This window comes from Natrinema salinisoli (assembly GCF_020405205.1).
GTDB lineage: Archaea > Halobacteriota > Halobacteria > Halobacteriales > Natrialbaceae > Natrinema > Natrinema salinisoli.
In genome coordinates, this window is record NZ_CP084469.1 from 916703 (window position 1) to 934474 (window position 17772).

The 17772-nt window shown below is 65.5% G+C and carries 18 protein-coding genes; 12 read left to right on the forward strand and 6 right to left on the reverse strand.

Translation table 11 applies throughout. The features are described from left to right. Window positions 1–12: 12 nt before the first annotated feature. Both LDB05_RS04575 and LDB05_RS04580 read left to right on the forward strand, forming a co-directional pair. Window positions 13–606: a DJ-1/PfpI family protein gene (locus LDB05_RS04575; RefSeq protein ID WP_226006748.1), complete on the forward strand. Its 594-nt coding sequence runs from the start codon at window positions 13–15 to the stop codon at window positions 604–606. 112 nt (window positions 607–718) lie between these two features. After that, window positions 719–1459, forward strand: a complete 741-nt coding sequence (locus tag LDB05_RS04580; RefSeq protein ID WP_226006749.1) for a hypothetical protein — start codon at window positions 719–721, stop codon at window positions 1457–1459. 24 nt (window positions 1460–1483) lie between these two features. Here LDB05_RS04580 and LDB05_RS04585 read toward each other — a convergent pair whose 3' ends face one another. Continuing rightward, entirely contained in the window at window positions 1484–3058 is a 1575-nt protein-coding gene (locus LDB05_RS04585; protein WP_226007867.1) for an FAD-dependent oxidoreductase, read from the reverse strand. Window positions 3059–3162: 104 nt separating this feature from the next. After that, window positions 3163–4365, reverse strand: a complete 1203-nt coding sequence (locus LDB05_RS04590; RefSeq protein WP_226006750.1) for an MFS transporter — start codon at window positions 4363–4365, stop codon at window positions 3163–3165. Window positions 4366–4553: 188 nt separating this feature from the next. Here LDB05_RS04590 and LDB05_RS04595 point away from each other — a divergent pair, with 188 nt between their 5' ends. Together LDB05_RS04595 and LDB05_RS04600 are read left to right on the forward strand one after the other, a co-directional pair. Beyond that, on the forward strand, window positions 4554–5111 hold the full coding sequence (locus LDB05_RS04595; RefSeq protein ID WP_226006751.1) for an NAD(P)/FAD-dependent oxidoreductase: 558 nt from the start codon (window positions 4554–4556) through the stop codon (window positions 5109–5111). 121 nt (window positions 5112–5232) lie between these two features. Beyond that, window positions 5233–5508 (forward strand): ubiquitin-like small modifier protein 1, encoded by a 276-nt coding sequence (locus LDB05_RS04600; RefSeq protein ID WP_226007868.1) that lies wholly within the window; start codon window positions 5233–5235, stop codon window positions 5506–5508. 30 nt (window positions 5509–5538) lie between these two features. Here the strand turns inward: LDB05_RS04600 and LDB05_RS04605 are convergent, their stop codons facing one another. Further along, window positions 5539–7212: an aldehyde ferredoxin oxidoreductase C-terminal domain-containing protein gene (locus LDB05_RS04605; RefSeq protein WP_226006752.1), complete on the reverse strand. Its 1674-nt coding sequence runs from the start codon at window positions 7210–7212 to the stop codon at window positions 5539–5541. Window positions 7213–7337: 125 nt separating this feature from the next. Between LDB05_RS04605 and LDB05_RS04610 the strand changes: the two genes are divergently transcribed. The 3 genes from LDB05_RS04610 (at window position 7338) to LDB05_RS04620 (ending at window position 9581) form a co-directional block, all read left to right on the forward strand. Further along, on the forward strand, window positions 7338–7994 hold the full coding sequence (locus LDB05_RS04610; RefSeq protein ID WP_226006753.1) for an HAD family hydrolase: 657 nt from the start codon (window positions 7338–7340) through the stop codon (window positions 7992–7994). Between the two features lie 144 nt (window positions 7995–8138). Next, window positions 8139–9065, forward strand: coding sequence for a DUF7983 family protein (locus LDB05_RS04615; RefSeq protein WP_226006754.1), 927 nt, complete (start codon window positions 8139–8141; stop codon window positions 9063–9065). Between the two features lie 171 nt (window positions 9066–9236). Further along, window positions 9237–9581, forward strand: a complete 345-nt coding sequence (locus LDB05_RS04620) for a hypothetical protein (protein WP_226006755.1) — start codon at window positions 9237–9239, stop codon at window positions 9579–9581. 43 nt (window positions 9582–9624) lie between these two features. Here LDB05_RS04620 and LDB05_RS04625 read toward each other — a convergent pair whose 3' ends face one another. Further along, window positions 9625–10347, reverse strand: coding sequence for a DICT sensory domain-containing protein (locus tag LDB05_RS04625; RefSeq protein WP_226006756.1), 723 nt, complete (start codon window positions 10345–10347; stop codon window positions 9625–9627). A 261-nt stretch (window positions 10348–10608) separates the two neighbouring features. Here LDB05_RS04625 and LDB05_RS04630 point away from each other — a divergent pair, with 261 nt between their 5' ends. Further along, window positions 10609–11199, forward strand: a complete 591-nt coding sequence (locus LDB05_RS04630) for a GNAT family N-acetyltransferase (protein ID WP_226006757.1) — start codon at window positions 10609–10611, stop codon at window positions 11197–11199. Between the two features lie 34 nt (window positions 11200–11233). On the opposite strand, the gene LDB05_RS04635 is transcribed toward LDB05_RS04630, so the two are convergent. Then, window positions 11234–11482: a DUF8142 family protein gene (locus LDB05_RS04635; RefSeq protein WP_226006758.1), complete on the reverse strand. Its 249-nt coding sequence runs from the start codon at window positions 11480–11482 to the stop codon at window positions 11234–11236. A 56-nt stretch (window positions 11483–11538) separates the two neighbouring features. Between LDB05_RS04635 and LDB05_RS04640 the strand changes: the two genes are divergently transcribed. The 4 genes from LDB05_RS04640 (at window position 11539) to mce (ending at window position 16619) form a co-directional block, all read left to right on the forward strand. After that, complete coding sequence (locus LDB05_RS04640; protein ID WP_226006759.1) at window positions 11539–11865, forward strand: DUF7967 family protein; 327 nt, start codon at window positions 11539–11541, stop codon at window positions 11863–11865. Between the two features lie 88 nt (window positions 11866–11953). Then, complete coding sequence (locus LDB05_RS04645) at window positions 11954–13636, forward strand: acyl-CoA mutase large subunit family protein (protein WP_226006760.1); 1683 nt, start codon at window positions 11954–11956, stop codon at window positions 13634–13636. 176 nt (window positions 13637–13812) lie between these two features. Then, entirely contained in the window at window positions 13813–16059 is a 2247-nt protein-coding gene (locus tag LDB05_RS04650) for a PQQ-dependent sugar dehydrogenase (protein WP_226006761.1), read from the forward strand. 176 nt (window positions 16060–16235) lie between these two features. Then, window positions 16236–16619 (forward strand): methylmalonyl-CoA epimerase, encoded by a 384-nt coding sequence (gene mce / locus LDB05_RS04655; protein ID WP_226006762.1) that lies wholly within the window; start codon window positions 16236–16238, stop codon window positions 16617–16619. 63 nt (window positions 16620–16682) lie between these two features. Here mce and LDB05_RS04660 read toward each other — a convergent pair whose 3' ends face one another. After that, on the reverse strand, window positions 16683–17645 hold the full coding sequence (locus LDB05_RS04660; protein WP_226006763.1) for a hypothetical protein: 963 nt from the start codon (window positions 17643–17645) through the stop codon (window positions 16683–16685). Between the last annotated feature and the right edge of the window lie 127 nt (window positions 17646–17772).

A 17772-nucleotide genomic window follows, 5' to 3' on the forward strand; every position in this document is an offset into this window, starting at 1 on the left:
TACCGAACGCACATGTCATCACAACGAATCCTGCTTCTCGCCGGCGATTTCGTCGAGGACTACGAGGTAATGGTGCCGTTTCAGGCGCTCGAGATGGTCGGCCACGAAGTCCACGCCGTCTGTCCGGACAAGGAGAGCGGTGATACCTGTCCGACGGCGATCCACGACTTCGAGGGCGACCAGACCTATACCGAGAAGCCGGGCCATCAGTTCGAACTGAATCACGACTTCGACGCCGTCGAGCCGTCCGAGTACGACGCGCTGGTCGTCCCCGGCGGCCGCGCACCCGAATACCTCCGGACCTACGACGCGGTCCTCGAGCACGTCCGACACTTCTTCGAGGCGGACAAACCCGTCGCCTGCCTGTGTCACGGCGTTCAGCTCCTCGCCGCGGCGGACGTCCTCGACGGCCGGACCTGTACCGGCTATCCGGCGCTCGAGACGGACGTCCGAACCGCCGGCGGCGACTGGGCTGAGGGCGTGACGCGAGACGGGAATCTCGTGACGGGGCAGGCGTGGCCGGACCATCCCGAGTGGCTCGCCCAATTCCTCGAGTGTCTCGGAACCGATATCGATCACGCCGAGCCGGCTGCTGCAGACGACTGAGTAACGCCGGCACCAGGCGTTGCCGACGAGTCCCGTCGTATGGGGGTATAAAACGGGGCTGCCGTCATAGTGAGTCGGCGCGCTTTTTCCGCCCCGGTACAGAGAGTTCGGTATGAACGCTGGGACGGTCGACGACTTGCTCACCCGCGAGCTCCGCGACGACACCATCGCGCTCGTCGACGCGACGGGCCGGGAGTACGACTACCACTGGCTGTGTACGACCTCGTGGAAGGCCGGCAACTTCCTGCGGCACGCGGGGGTTCGCGACGGGGTCTCCGTCGGCGTCGTCGGCAACGGTCCCCTCGCACTGCTGGCCTTTTTCGGAACGACGCTGCTCGAGGGAACCACCCGGTTCGACCCACCGAGAGATCTCACGGACGAGGACGACTTCCGAACGCTCGTCGCGCCCGTCGACCGGCTCGCGGACTACGAGCTCCCCCGCGGCGCGCAGCGAGTCGGCTACGGTGACGAACCCGACGCACCGGGCGTCCACCACTTCGACGCGGGCCTCTGGAGCGAGAACCCATCGTTCCCGCCGCTCTCGATCGATCCCGAGACAACCATCTTGACCGACGGCGAACGGACCGTCACTCACGGGCAGGTACTCGAGGCCGTACGCGAAATTCTCGAGGAATACGACCTCGGGGCGGACGATCGTGTCGTCGTCCGTGCGCCGCTGTCGGATCCCCGGACCGTCGTGGCCGGCGTGATCGCGCCGCTGCTGGCCAAGGGTGTCATCGTGCTTCCGGGCGACGAGACTGGGACTGCGGACGAGCGGGGGAGCTACGCCGTCTCGAGCGAGTCAGTTCCGGAGCCGAACCGGATCGATCTCGAGGCGGTCTCCTTCCGATAGGTGCGAGCGGCTCTCACAGCCCGCTTACAGTTCTCGGTACAGCAATCCCTCGACGGCTGGTCCGGACAGGACCTCGCCCTCGTGAGTGAACCGCGAGCCGTGACAGGGACAGTCCCAGGTCCGCTCGGCGTCGTTCCACCGGACCAGACACCCCATGTGGGGACAGGTCGCCGAAACGGCGTGCGTCGTCCCCGAGTCGTCGCGGTAGAGTCCGACGGGCTGGCTCGTCCGCCGAACGACGCGGGCGTCGCCGGGCGGAATGTCGGCCGCGCCGTCGGCTCCGAGCGACGCGAGCAGCGACTTGATTCGGTCGCCCACGAAACTGCCGCCGACTTTCGCGTTCTCCTCGAGGAAGCGCTTCGCGGAGGCTCCGGGCGTCAGTCGCTGCGGGTCGAACACGTCGGCCCAGGGGTTCGATCCCTCGGTGATCAGATCGGCGAGGATCATCCCCGCGGCGGTGCCGTTCGTCATTCCCCAGCCTTTGAACCCCGTTCCGACGTAGACGTGCTCCGACAGCGGATCGATCGGTCCGATGAAGGGCACCTGATCGACCGGGTAGTAGTCCATCGTCGACCAGCGGTACTCGACCGACTCGACGTCGAAATGCTCGCGGGCGAAGGCTTCGCAGCGCCGGTACCGCTCGGACGTCGGCGGTCCGTCGAGCCCCGGCTTGTGGCTCTGGCCGCCGACGATCAGGAGCTCACTGGTCTCGTCACCCGCGGGTTCCGCATCGTCGGCGACCGAATACGGCCGCATCGTCGCCGGCGGCGATGCGGTGTTGTAGAACATCCCCTCGGGCGGCGTTCCGTCGATTCGAACCGCGAGCAGATACGCGCGGTGAGGGTGCATCCGCGCGAAGTACCCGGCGCGATCGACGACCGGATAGTGCGTCGCGACGACCACGTCGCCGGCGACGACGTCACCGTGCTCCGTCTCGACGCGGCACGGCGTTCCGGGATCGATATCGAGCGCCCGTGTCTCCTCGAAGACGTAGCTGCCGTCCCCGTGGACCTGTTCGGCGATGGCGAGCAGATACTTCCGCGGGTGGAACTGGGCCTGGTCGTCGAAGCGGACCGCCCCGTCGACGTCGAACGGGAGCGGCGTCTCCTCGACGTACGAGGCCGGCAGGCCCAGCCGCTGGGCCGCGTCGACCTCGTCGCGAACCTGCTCGAGATCGTCGGCCGAGGCCGCGTAGGTGTACGCGTCCGTTCGCTGAAAGTCACAGTCGATGTCCCCGTCGTCGACTCGGCGTTCGACTTCCTCGATCGCCGCCTCGTTGGCGTTCGCGTACTGCCTGGCTTTCTCCTCACCGAACCGAGAAACGAGCGTCTCGTAGTACAGCCCGTGCTGGGAGGTCAGCTTCGCCGTCGTGTGGCCGGTGGTACTCTCGACGATTCGATCCGACTCGAGGACCGCGACGCTTCGACCGGTCTCTTTCAGGTTGATCGCCGCGCTCAACCCGGTGATGCCGCCGCCGACGACTGCCACGTCGACGTCGAGGTCGCCCTCGAAGGGGTCGTAGTCGGTCGTCGGGGTCGTGGCCAACCAGAGCGACTCCGGTCGCGGGGCTTCGGATGCGGGTTCGATATCGTCCGACACTGGGATCACCGACTCGTGCTATCCACACCCGGTGAAAAAGGGATCAGGGGTGAGAGTGCTCGCTCGAGCGCTGGTCCACCCTACGGGAGGCGTCGATTCGGATTCTAGCCGCTGTGGAATCGCCGTGTCCCGAGCCCGACTGCGGCGATGCCGGCGACGACAGCGGCGGCGACGAACACGTCCCCGACGCCCGCGATCGGAACGAGCGCGCCGAACAGTACCGGCGAGAGGAACTGTCCCGTGTAGCCGAACGAGGCGACGTAGGAGCTGAACTGGCCCTGTCGATCCGGCGGTGCGAACGCTTCGATCCACGCGAACGTCGACGGGAACACCAGCCCGAGACCGAGGCCGAACAGTATCACCGGGAGCGCTGCACCGACGGCGGTTCCCACCACCGTCGCAATCCCGAATCCGGCCGTCCAGAGGACGAACGCCACACTCACGAGCGTCGAGCGGTCGACGTACCGAAGCAGCCGATCGTACGCGAGAGCCGAGACGCCGCCCGCGGCACCGTTCGCCGCCAGATAGAGGCTGATATCCAGGGATGCAGTCACGCCGATCCCGGCGAGAAATTGCGGGTAAAAGACGACGATCACGTACAGCAGCGCGTTCGCACCGAAGTACAGCACGTACACGAGCGGAAGCGCGGGCCGATCGCGGAACACGGCGAGGATCTCGGTGATACCGCCGGGAGTCTCGTCGCTCCTCCCGCTCCCATCTGCGGCTGCATTGTCAGCGTCGCTCGAGGAACGCGTTTCGGGGATCGTCGCCGAGGCGAGGGCGCCCAGCGGGAGCGCGACGAGATAGACGCCGAACGGGGCGTTCCACGCGAGGGCACCGGCGGCGCCGCCGATCAGCGGCCACACCGCGGCACCGGCGCTGTTCGCGCTGCTCCGATAGCCGAGCGCGCGTTCCATCGCCTGCCCCTCGTAGAGCTCGTAGATGAGCACCGTGACCGACGTGTACACCGCGGCGGTACCGAGCCCGAGGACGACTCGAGAGGCCAGGAGCGGATAGAACGAGTCGACGACCAGTCCCGCGCCACCGCCCAGGCCGTAGACGAGCAGGCCGACGACGAAGGGGCGGCGCGGACCGATTCGATCGACGAGCGATCCCACGAGCGGGCTCGCGAGCACGATTACGCCGCCGTGGGTCGTGATGATGAGGCCGGCCGCGGAGCCGGAGACGCCGAGTTCGCGCTGGATCTGCGGGACGATCGGTCCGAGGATCGCCCCCGCCATGACCGTCAGCGTCGCTGCCCCGACCAGCACCCAGAGGGACCGCCGAAGCTCCGTCGCGGTTGCCACTGGGTTCGCCTCGGGCGAGGAATATCAACAGGATTGCGGTCGCGGCGGATCGGTCGTTCTCCTGGAGGTCTCCGCTCGAGACTGCAGCGAGCGGAGACGGACGGTGTCGGCGTCGGGTATGCCAGCGCTCGTGACAGTCACGCAGGCCGGTGAAATCGTTTATTTTGCCGTTCGTGGTCGGATCGGCCATGCCAGACGTTGTAATCGTCGGCGGTGGCCCCGCCGGCCTGAGCGCAGCGCTCTTCACCGCGAAGAACGGGCTCGAGACCGTCGTCTTCGATACCGACGAGACGTGGATGCACAAGGCCCACCTGTTCAACTATCCAGGCATTCGGAGCATCAGCGGCGATGAATTCATGGAACTCACGCGCGGCCAGGTCCGAGATCGCGGTGCGGACGTCCGTGTCGGCGAGGAAGTCGCCGACGTCGACCCCGGCGACGGCGGCTTCCGGGTCGACACCGAAGACGGCGAGTACGACGCCGACTACCTCGTGTTGGCGACCGGCGCGGATCGCTCGATGGCGAAGGAGCTGGGGGTCGAGTTCGACGACGATGGCACCGTCGACGTCGACCTCGATACGGAGACGAGCATCGACGACCTGTACGCGACGGGCGCGATGGTCCGGGACGAGGAGTGGCAGGCTGTCATCGCCGCGGGCGACGGCGCGTCGGCGGCGCTCGATATCCTCAGCAAGGAGAAAGGGGAGCACTTCCACGATTTCGACGTGCCGGACGACGTCCCGTAACTCGTGGGACGGAGCACTGTCGAGGCTCAGTATCCGACAGCAGCGACCGGACTCCTGACGGTGGTCCGCACGGGTGCGTCAGGCCGTCGGCTACAAGGGCTCTCGCGACGAACATCACGCCGTGCAACTCGAGTGCGTCTTCTTCGGCCCCTTTCGCGACGCGGTCGGCGAGAAGACCGTTCGTTTCGAAACGGACGCCGAAACCGTCGGCGAACTACTTGTCGATCTCGAGGCGACGCACCCGGGACTCGAGGGCGAACTCGTGGCCGACGGCGGGCTGGCGGGGGACACAGTCGTTACCCGAGACGGAAAGAACGTCGTCCACATCGATGGCCTCGAGACGGATCTCGATGAGGACGCGGTGATCCGGCTGGTGCCGTCGGTCTACGGGGGCTGACCGGTCGCGACGAGTCGACGCCCGGAATCCTCAATCCGCCGACGGCGCGGGTGCGATCGACTCGAGCGCCGCGTCCGGGACGATCCCGTCGTCGGTCCAGCCCCGCGTCGCGTAATATTCGTCGATCGCGGTCTCGAGGTCGGGAATCTCGTAGGGTAATCCGTCGTCGCTTCGGTCGAACCCGCGGCGGTTGTTGAAGTGGCGCTCGAGACGAACGGTTCGGGCCCCGATCTCCATGAGATCCTCGTAGTCGGCGTCGAACAGGGTTTCCAGCCGGTCTTCAGTGACGTAATCGCTGCCGAACGCGCAGACGATACCCGTATCCCGGAACGCCGCGGCGTTCTCCTCGTGCACGAGCCGCTCGGCCTTTCCAAGGGTGCCCTCCGGATCCAGTTCGCCGCTGTACTCGAGTGTCAACATCCCGGCGTACATGTGGTCCGCACCCCGGTTCGCGAGCGCGTAGGAGAGCCCCTGGCCGTGGAGGACGCGTCCGTCGTGGGCGGCGAACTCCATTCCCTTGACGGTGTAGTCGTCGACGCCGAGGTCGTCGTGACAGCGGGCGACGCCCTCCGCGAGCGCGTCGCCGATCCCCTCGCGGCGCGCTATTTTCTCGGTGATCTCCCGTGCGAGTTCCGCGTTTCCGAACTCGTCTTCGCTCGCGAGGTAGGCCGCGACGGTGACGCCCGCGGAGATCGTGTCCATGCCGAGGCTGTCACAGAGCTCGTTCGCCCGCATGACGTCGACGATGTCGCCCACGCCCTGGCTCGAACCGAAGGCGTAGACGGTCTCGAACTCCGGCCCTTCGGTTTCGACGCCGGTTTCTTCGTCTCGAGTCGGAAGTTTGCACGCGTAGGCGCAGGCCGAACAGGCGCCTTTCTTGTACTTTTTCTCCTCGACGGCGTTGCCGCCGATCCGATCGGCGTGCTCGAATCCGTACTCGTTGAAATAGCGCGTCGGAAGCGAGAAGTTGTCGTTGATGAACTCGGTGCCGCCCGTCGTTCCCTGCCGTCGCATCCGGTCGTCCGACTGGGCCGCTTCCCGGTGGACGTCCGTTTCCGGCGGGTCCGGAATCTCGACGGTCGGTGCATTGTCCCCCTCGAAGGTGACGCACTTGACGTTCTTCGATCCCAGGACGGCCCCGAGCCCGCCGCGACCGAACGCTCGTGAGTCGAAGGTCATCACCGAGGCGAACCGTACTTCGTTCTCGCCGGCCGGCCCGATCGCGACGCAGTTTTCCGGGCCGAGGTCGTGGTGCTCGGCCGCGTAGTCGGAGGTCTCGGGCACCGTGGCCCCTTCGAGTTCGGGCACTTCCTCGAACTCGACACCCTGATCGGTGACGTGGACGGCCAGCAACTCGTCGCTCTCGCCGGCGACCTCGAGGACGCTGATCCCCGTCTCGACGAAATTCCGGGAGAGATAGCCGCCGGCGTTGGTCGAGACCAGGCCGTCTGTCAGGGGCGAGAGAGCTGTCATGTTCATCCGACCGGTAAATGACATCTGGGACTGCTGGAGTGGTCCGGTGGCGAGGTACGCCCGGTTCTCGGGGCCGAACGGGTCCGCGTCGAACGGGATCCGTTCGTGGGCGAGGGCGGTCGCGACTGCCCGCCCGCCGACGGCCGCCTCGAGCGTTTCGTCGATGGTCGTCTCGGTCGCAGTTCGCTCACCGACGTCGACGGTGAGTAGTGGCCCGTCCGCGTGAAGCATGAGTCACACTACCATTCCAAGGGTCTTAGCTTTCCGTTTCGTCGACACCATGAACGAAACGTGATAACTCGGCCCATACATATCAGATACAATTATTGTTCCGGAAACCAAACGTCCAGCTGACAATGCAATACGACGCGGTCCTGTTCGACTTCGACGGGGTCGTGGTCGAAACACCCCCGCCCGAGCGGCTCTCCGACGCCCTCGGACGGACGTACGAGAAACTCGGTCGGTCCGGGCCGGCGGCCGAGACGCTCCAGGAACTCGTGCGCGGGGACTTCGAATCCATCGCCAGGCGGTGCCACACCCTCGGCATCGAGACCGACGTCTTCTGTGCGCAGGCCGCCCGCGAGATGGTTCGGACCCAGCGCGAGGAGGTCGAGCGCGGACTGCGCTCGGCCTACGACGACGTCGCTGTTGTGCGGTCGCTCGAGCACCCGCTCGGAATCGTCAGCGACAACCATCCGACCGTCGTCTCGACGCTGCTCGATCGGTTCGGGCTCCGATCGCTGTTCGAGACCGTTTACGGCTGTCCGCTGACTCCCGACGGGCTCGATCGGCGCAAACCCGATTCGACGAATATCGAGGCCGCGATGGATTCTCTCGAGGCTGAATCCGCGCTGTACGTCGGCGATCGGCCGGTCGACGTGCAGGCGGCGGACAACGCCGGGATCGATTCGGCGTTGCTCTCGCGGTCCGCAGAGAGCGGCCGAGACGAGACCGACGTGACGCCGACCTATCACATCCCGTCCCTCTCGAAACTCCCCTCGATTCTCCAGTAGTCGGACGCCTCTCACGGTCGGCGGTGAGCACCCGCTCGAGCCGCCCGCTCGACCGGAATTTTGACGACGCCACCGTCCGGCGAGCGAGACTGTGGTGGCAGATTCGTGGCCGCGCTTTTTGCGCTCGCTCGTCGTACTCAGGCTATGGAACCCGACGACACCTGGACGACCCTCCGAACGCACTGCGAGGACCTCGAGCCGGGTGCCGAACTCGTGACCCCGGTCTCCGGCCGTCCGTTCGAGATCGAACGGACCGACGACGACCGGATCGTCGTCCGCTTCGGCGACAGCGGCGAGACCCGCCCGCTCTGGCGCGAGCAGTTCGTCGTCTTCCTCGAGCAACTCGACGAAGGAACGGTCTCGGTCGAACACCTCCAACCGGGGGTCGAGCCCTACGCCAGCATCGTGACGATCGGAGACGAGTACAGCGTTTCCGACGACGAGATCAGCTACGATCCCGACGGCGTCGGCGGGGAGAGCCCGTTTCTCGTTTCGGCGGCGGACGCGCGGGAGCCGCCCGAGCGGGTCCACGACGACGCGATGGTGCTCGCGGCACTGCTCGAGCGCCTCGACGCCGACGATCCCTCGGCGCTCGATACCGACTCGCTGACGGACCTCTACGTGCTCGCGTCCGACGTGCAACACGGTGCCGATCGGTTGCGCCGGTCCGCGAGGGACCCCCTGCTCGAGCGACTCGGCCCCGAGCAGGAACTCCACGGACGGTACGGGACCGTCCGACGGACGACCAGGGAGCGCCAGCGACCCAAAGACGAGGAGACGGTCTTCGACGCGCTCGACGAACACGGCATCCCGCGCGAGTGGGTCACGGGCATCGATCGGGACAAGCTGGACGTCGTCCTTGCCGTCACCGCGCTCGAGGACGAGGCAGTTTACGACGTCGACGAGGACGTCTACGTCCAGAAGACCGGCGTCGACGAGGGCGAAAAGTACTCGCGACTGCAGGGGATCGCCGACCGCATCGACGACCTCGAGGGGGAGGAGGGCGAGGCCCTGCGCGAGGAACTGGACGCCATCGAGGACCGGCTCGAGGAGTCACTGTCCACCGGGTGATCGCTCGAGAGGTGTGTCAACTGCGCGATCGTTCGAGGAGGCGCTGACAGTCGAGGATTCCCCGCGAATAGAGCGATCGGTGTTCCGTCGAAACCCGCGTTCGGTCGCCGTTATAGTACATGGATCGGTGCAGGGGTACGCATACGGGGTCTCCGGCGAAGCAACGCATTCATGGCCACAGTCGAGACTGTCTTATCGTCGATTTTTAGCACGATTCCCGAGCTTCACTCCGGTCAACTCGGATTGCTCTCGGGCGTGCTCGTGGGGATCCTCTACTGGCACGGCTACCGCCGGTCTTCGCTCGCGCTCCTCACCGCGTTCTACCTGCTGGCGCTCGGCGTCGTACCCGCTCCCGCGAAGGGACTGGTCGTGGTTCAGTCGAAGCCGTGGTACTTCTGCTCGTTTCTGCTCCTCACCTCGCTCGGTGCGATCGGCGGATATGCCCTCTGGGCGCGAGTGGCGCGTTTGAGTCGACTCCGAACCCGGCTCTCGGACGTCGGGCCGTCGGACTGGTAGTCGCTGGGAGTCCGCCTCGGCAGTGATCGAGCCGCGACGCGACTCAGGCGAGGAATTCCATGCGAGCGATGACGTCGTCGACGACGGCCGGTCGTTCGGTCCAGAACCCGTAGAACTGGTTGGGACCTCGTTCCTGTGCGAGGAGGACGACTTTTTCCTCGTCATCGCCGTTCCCGTCGTAGGCGACCCACCAGTGACGGCGGAGTTCCTCGCTCTCACCCCCGTGAACCGTCAGCTCGAGTTCCGGGAGCGGCTCTCGGTCGGGTTCGCCGTAGACGTGGGTGTCGACGCTCGACGACGCGAGGTTTCGGTAGACTTCGGGCTGATGGTCGAGTTTGGATAACTGTTGGAAGCCCGCGTGGAGCTCGCCCCCACCGACGTTCCAGGCCCTGAATTCGACGATCCGCGAGGCCATGATCATCCGCTGTTTGTCGTACGATTCGAAGTAGTTGTCCGCCAACTCGGTGACCACTGCCGGCCGGTCGGCCCGCAGCCCGACGGTCATCGACTCTTCCCAGGCCCGGGCGTAGCGTCGAACGTCGTCGAGCGGACTCGAGGCGATGCGCCGACCGTCCGCGCGGAGATCGACGACGCTCGCCGGGCGACCGGGCGCGTCGACGATTTCGACGTCGACGTCGTGCGGGTCGAAAAACGACTCGAGGAGCGATACGTCCGCGTCGTCGGCGGGGTTGCACACCCGGATCGTCTTCCGGTCGGTTTCGATTCGGTCGATGCAGTCGGCCAGCGACTCGGTGGTGACGTTCATTATCAGTGATTAGTCAGCTACCCGATTGTGTGCCCGGGCTACGCTGTTAGGGACGGGTTCGAATCGACGCCGTCAGCCGACGGAACGGCTCGGCTCGCGGTCGAGCCATCTGATTAGTTGACAGGTAGTGGCTTCCAACTCCTAGTTATAGTAGGTTGATCATTAGGGATGACGAGTCGGAACGGGGGAACCGCGAAACGGTGACTGCGCGATACTGGCAGCCCACAAACGCTTTTGGCTGCACACCTCCTACGTCGAATCATGTACGTGCGGGACGCGAAAAACAGGGAGGAGGTCTGGCTGCTGGATCACATCGAGTCGATGGGGCTCGACGAGACGGCGTTTCGCTCCCGTGACTACGTCGTCGCGATCGACGAGGAATCCGGTGAAAAAGCCGGATTCGGCCGCATTCGTATCCACAAGACCGACGAGGACTCGGACGGCGCCGTCTGTGAACTGACCAGTATCGGCGTCCTCGAGGGCTGGCGGGAACAGGGCGTCGGCGCACACGTCGTCGAACGACTCGTGGAGTACGCCAGCGACGAGGGGTTCGACACGGTCTACGTCCTGACCGGCGAGGGTTCCTATCTCGCCCAGTTCGGGTTCCAGCGGATCGGTGAGTCCGATCTGCCGGCCGTCCTGCAGGAGCGACTCGAGGACAAACGCGAGGGGTCCGATCCCGAGGCGGTGCCGTTGACGATCGACGTCGGTGAGTTTCGGATGCCAGAGGCCCTCCGAGAAGCGTTCAAGCGGGCTCCGGAAGGGCGCGGGGAGGTGGACGACGACGACTCCCCGGAGGACTTCGGTATCGATCCGGAGTCGGCGACGTACAAGTACGATACCGGTCGGTAGAGGGGTGGTAGTGGTGGCACCGACTCGATGCGTCTCATCGGTTCGATTTCGAGCCGGCGGGTCGCTCGTCGAAGCCGTATCGAAACGCGATCCAGCCGATACCGGAGAGGAACGCCATCGGCGGCAGGATAGCGAACGCCCAGAGCGGGTCCAGACCCCACCGGAGCAAGAGCGCGAGGTTCGCGACGCCGATCACGAGGAGCGGCAGCACGTACCGGGCAGCGCGACGGCGGTCGCCCGCGTCGTCGGTCGGCATCGACGGCCCGGCCGGGTCCTTGGACATGCGCGGTGTATCGATGCCTCGAGACATAAGCGGCCGTGCCGATACGAACGACAGTCATGAACGCGAAGGATTCCGATTCGACGACCGGGAGCACCGATTCCGAGACCGAGCGCGACGAGACCCGCGTCTGGCTCGTCGAGCGAACGTACGGGGACGACGAACTCAACATCGTCATCCTCGTGTACGCGACCGATGACGGCCGGCGGTACCACCGCCGAGAGCGGGCGCTCACGAGTTTCACCGGCCCCGCTCGAGAGACGAAAGCCGGATTGCTCGTCTCGCCCGACGCGCTCGGGACCGTCGACGACCCCGCGACGCGGGAGCGGTACGCCGAGGAAGCGTCGCGAATGGCGGCCCGACACGACCCGGACGACAGCGTCTAGGAGGACTGGCGTCCCGGGCCGCGACCGCGGCGCGGAAACTTGACGTGTTCATCAAAGTTCAAGCCCCGCCGTACCCACGATAATCATAATGTTCGATCCCGACGAACTCGAGGAGATCCGGGCCAGCAAGGAGGAGTGGCACGAGGCGGAGGTCGAACCGGTCCTCGAGCGCTTCGGCGAGCGAAAGGAAACGTTCACGACTGATACGGGCGGCCAGGAGGTCGATCGGCTCTACACGCCTGCGGACACCGGCGATCTCGACTACGAGGAGGATCTGGGGAACCCGGGCGAACCGCCGTACACGCGCGGGGTGTACTCGACCGGGTACCGCGGTCGGCTCTGGACGATGCGCCAGTACGCCGGGTTCTCGACGCCGGAAGACACCAACGAGCGCTATCACTACTTGCTCGACGAAGGGCAGACGGGACTCTCGATGGCTTTCGACCTGCCGACCCAGATGGGGTACGACTCCGACGCGTCCATGGCCGCGGGCGAGGTGGGGAAGGCCGGCGTCGCGATCGACTCGCTGGACGACATGGAGACCGTCTTCGACGGCATCCCGCTCGACGAGGTCTCGACGTCGATGACGATCAACGCGCCGGCGTCGGTGCTGCTGGCGATGTACATCGCGGTCGGGGACCAGCAGGGCGTCGACCGCGAGGAGCTTCGGGGGACGATTCAAAACGACATCCTGAAGGAGTACATCGCGCGAAACACCTACATCTACCCGCCGGAGGCGTCGATGCGGATCATCACGGACATCTTCGAGTTCTGCGCCGAGGAAACGCCCAAGTTCAACACCATCTCGATCTCGGGGTATCACATCCGCGAGGCCGGATCGACGGCCGCACAGGAGCTCGCGTTCACGCTGGGCGACGGGATCGAATACGTCGAGACGGCGATCGAGGCCGGCCTCGACGTCGACGACTTCGCGCCGCAGCTCTCTTTCTTCTTCAACGGCCACAACAACATCTTCGAGGAGGTCGCCAAGTTCCGCGCGGCCCGCCGCATGTGGCACGACATCATCGACGAGCGCTTCGACGCGGACGATCCCAAGTCCAAACAGCTCAAATTCCACACCCAGACCGCGGGCTCGATGCTGACCGCCCAGCAGATCGAGAACAACGTCGTTCGCGTCGCCTATCAGGCCCTCGCGGCGGTTCTCGGTGGTACCCAGAGTCTCCACACGAACGGCAAGGACGAGGCGCTCGCCCTGCCGACCGAGGAATCCGTCCGCACGGCGCTGCGAACCCAGCAGATCCTCGCTCACGAGTCCGGCGCGGCCGACACCATCGACCCGCTGGCGGGCAGCTACTACGTCGAATCCCTCACCGACGAGGTCGAGGAGGAAGCCTACGAGATCTTAGACGAGGTCGACGACCGCGGCGGGATGCTCGAGGCCGTCGAGCAACAGTGGGTCCAGCGCCAGATTCAGGATACGGCCTTCGACCGCCAGAAGGAGATCGAGGAGAAAGAGCGGATTATCGTCGGCGTCAACGAGTTCGAAGTCGACGAAGACCCCGCGATGGACGTCGAAGAGGTCACCGAAGAGGACCAGCAGCGCCAGATCGACAACCTCGCTGCCGTCCGCGAGGACCGCGACGACGAGGCCGTCGACGCAGCGCTCGAGGCGCTGCGGGATGCCGCGCGGAGCGACCAGAACCTGATGCCCTACATCATCGACGCGGTCAAGACGTACGCCACGGTCGGCGAGATCTGTAACGTCATGCGCGACGAGTTCGGGGAGTACCAGCCCGGTGGCGCGATGTGACCGGTTGAATATCGAATTGGAGCCGAGTAATGCCGGAGATGTGTCTCGAGTAATACCGTTTTACACCCGCTCCCGTCCGGCGGTTCGAAGATAACCCCCAGTTGAGCGGGGAATTCGGGGGAACGGTCGGTTCTGTTTATCCTCATATCGGGCGACGGCGCTGTCGTGAGCGCAACATGAGCGAGCAACCCGACGAGCGATCGACCCCTGTAACGGAGTCCGCTGACAACTATCCGTCCCGCCGCCGCGTGCTGCGAGCGGCAGCGGCCGCAGGTGGCGTCGCCGCGCTGGGCGGCGTCGCCGTCGGTCAGGACACCGAGACGATCGAACTCGGTGGCGAGACGAGCGGCTGGATAGGACGGTCTCCTTCGGATATCGAGGATGAGACGAACCCGACCCTCGAGTTAGAGGAGGGAACGACCTACGAGATCACCTGGGAGAACGTCGACGGCGCGGCCCACAACATCGCCATCCTCGACTCCGAGGGGAACGAACTCGAGAGCACCGAGATCATCTCCGGCGAGGGAGAAACGCAGACACTCGAGTTCGAGGCGACGAGCGAAATGGCCGAGTACTACTGTGTCGTCCACCCCAACACGATGCGGGGGAGCATCGAACTCAGTAGCGGCGGCGGTGGCCAGCAGGAGGCGGCCGGCCAGATGGAGGGCTTCTTCCAGTCGGGAACCGAGATCGGCGTCCAGACGATCGCGGAGGGCATGACCGCGCCGACGGACATGGCGGTCGCCGACGAGGGCCGCTATTTCGTCACCGACCAGACCGGCGAACTCTGGGTCGTCACCGACGACGGACTGCAGGACGAGCCGTTCCTCGACGTGAGCGATCGGATGGTCGAGCTGGGAACTTTCCAGGGCGACTACGCGGATCCGAACTCGGAGTACGACGAACGAGGGCTGCTCGGCGTGGACCCCCATCCCGACTTCTCGGAGAACGGGCGCTTGTTCGTCCACTACAGTGCGCCGCCGAACGACGAGACGCCGGACGGCTGGAGCCACGTCGAGGTCGTTTCCGAGTTCCAGGCCAACGATGACATGACCGCGGCGGATCCCGAGTCGGAGCGGGTAATCATGGAGTTCCAGAAGCCCCAGTACAATCACAACTCGGGACCGATGGCGTTCGGGCCAGACGGCTACCTGTACGTCCCGATGGGCGACGGCGGTGGTGCCAACGACGCCATGCTGGGTCACGTCGACGACTGGTACAGCGACAACGAGGGCGGGAACGGGCAGGACGTCAGCGAGAACCTGCTCGGCAGCGTCCTCCGGATCGACGTGGACACTGAGGGCGACGATCGACCGTACGGTATTCCGGACGACAACCCGCTGGTCGACGCCGAGAACGCCCTCCCCGAACACTACGCCTGGGGCCTCCGGAACCCGTTCGGCATCTCGTTCGACAGCGACGACCGGCTGTTCGTCGCCGACCTCGGGCAGGACCTCTTCGAGGAAATCGACATCATCGAGTCGGGCGGGAACTACGGCTGGAACGTCAAGGAGGGGACCCACTGCTTCAGCCCGGAGACGCCCGGCCAGCCGCCGGAGGAGTGTCCGGACTCGGCCCCCGATGAGCCGCCGTACGACGGGCAGGAGTTCCAGGACCCGATCGTCGAGTACCCCCACGTCTATCAGGAGCAAGTCGTCGGCATCGCGATCGTCGGCGGTCACGTCTACGAGGCCGACGCCGTGCAGGAGCTGAACGGGAAGTACATCTTCGGCGACTGGACGGCGGACCCGGCGCGCCAGTCCCCAGCGGGGCGACTCCTCGCCGCCTCGGAGCCGGAAGACGGTGCCGGACAGATGCCCGACGAGGCCGGCGGCAACGAGACTAACGCGACCAACGCTACTAACGCGACCGACGTCCCGGAAATCGAACAGGAAGGCTTCGTGAACGAGACTAACGACACCAACGCCACCAACGCGACCGACGTCCCGGATGTCGAACAGGAAGGCCTCGAGAACGAGACGAACGCCACCAACGAGACTGCCGGTGGCGACATGCCGACCGCCGACGGTGACGGTCAGGAGCAGGTCGTCCCGCGAGACGAGCTCTGGGAGATGGAAGAACTCCAGGTCGCGGGCATCGAAGGCGACACCTTCCCCTTCTTCGTCCGACAGTTCGGGCAGGACGACGACGGCAACGTCTACGTCCTCGTGAACCAGGTCGGTGTCCCCGAAGGTGATACCGGTCGGGTCCTCGAGATCGTTCCGCCCGAGGAAGGCGAGTCCCTCTCACCGCCGCAGGAGAGTGCTGACATGGAGGGCGGGAACGAAACGGCTGCGAACGAGACCGACGGTAACGTGACGGCTGCGAACGAGACCGACGGTAACGTGACGGCTGCGAACGAGACCGACGGTAACGTGACGGCTGCGAACGAGACCGACGGTAATCTGACGACCGACGAGTAGCGATTCGAGCGACGAGTAGGTCGCCCTCGCGATCACCCTTTTCTGCGCTGTCGCAACGCGTCGATACCGCCCAGATAACTGACGATCGCGAGGCCACCGGTCCGTCACCGCGAGGCCCGGTCGTCTCCGACGAAAAATCATAACAGTAACACGGACACCCCGAACAGTACAATCACATGCACTTCGATCACGCCGGGATCGCGACCGACGACGCACAGGCGCTTGCGGAACTGTACGGCGACCTCTTCGGCCTCGAGGTCGCCCACGAGGAGGAGTTCGACGGGCTCCGCGTCGTCTTCCTCGAGTGTGGCGACGGCTATTTCGAACTGCTCGAGCCGCTCGAAGAAGGGACGGTTTCGCGGTATCTCGAGGACAACGGCGCGGGAATTCACCACCTCGCGCTCGCGACCGACGACATCGAGGGGGCCCTCGAGACGGTCCGCGATCACGAGGTGGCGTTGATCGACGAGGAGCCGCGACCGGGCGCGTGGGGCCACTCGGTGGCGTTCCTGCACCCGAAAGACACTGGCGGCATCCTGATCGAACTCGTCGAACACTGACCGAATCGGACGGCGGCTGTCCCGAGTTCGAGAGTTCCGAAACCGACCGTCGATCGATGCTCGTCACACGTCTCCCGGATAGTCGACCGCCGTGATTTCCTTCGTTTCGGAGGCGGTTTCGTGGGAAACCGTGACCCGGCCGGGATAGCGGCCGTCGAGGTCGATTCGGGCCTCGTAGTCGGCGACGCCGAGACAGTCGATACAGGTGCCCGCGTCCCGATCGCCGACGGCGACGGTGATCGCGAGGACGTCGCGGCGCTCGTCGTACGCCGTCTCCGTCACCGAGACGCCGTGACAGGGCGTTGGAAGCGTGATATCACCGTCGACGATCACGGCCTCGTCCGCAAACTCGACGACCGCCTGATGGCCGTCCATCCGGCCCGCACACGTCCGATCGTCGATCTCGAGCGACGCGTCCGCGACCGCCGGTACCGGACAGGGAGCGGACGTCGAGGTCGACTCGGTCCGAACGCCGGTTTCGCGGAGCGTTATCGTCGTTCGCGATCGGACGCAATCGAACGGCTGCCGGTCGATCCCGTTAGTCACGGTCGACTCGCCCGTCCCATCGTCGCTGTCGGTTCGAACGGTGATCGCGTACGAACGCGGTTCGACGAGGGCGAACGCGATCCGTTCTCCTGCCGGCAGGTCGAACTCGCGCTCGAGTAGCGGATCGTCATCGCCGCTGCCGTCATCACTGGTATCATCGATGCTTCCATCGGATTGCTCGTCACTGTCGGTCGCGATCACTACCGAAATCGCTCGTTCGGTGTCACCTGGATTCCGGAGGACGACTTCGTGTGGCGGGTGTGCAGCTGGGAACGGAACGTCGTCGGGGTTCCCGACCTCGATCGGCGTGTCCGATTCGGAATCCGTATCGCTCCGGTCGGATTCGTTGCTCGAGTTCCCGTCTATCTCGTCTCCGTCGATATCGCTCGCTGCACTGAGTCGCTCGAACTCGGAACTCGTGCACCCGGCCAATCCGCAGAGTACGCCGGTCGTCCCAGCGAGGAGGGTTCGCCGTCGCATACCTGATTCGACCACGATGAGGGATAAACACCTTTGTCAGGCGTTCTAACCTATTTTCTCGCCCGGAAGTCAGCATTCCCGAGACAGGCACATGTCACGGTCGGACTGAAAGCCGTCGCGCGTCTAG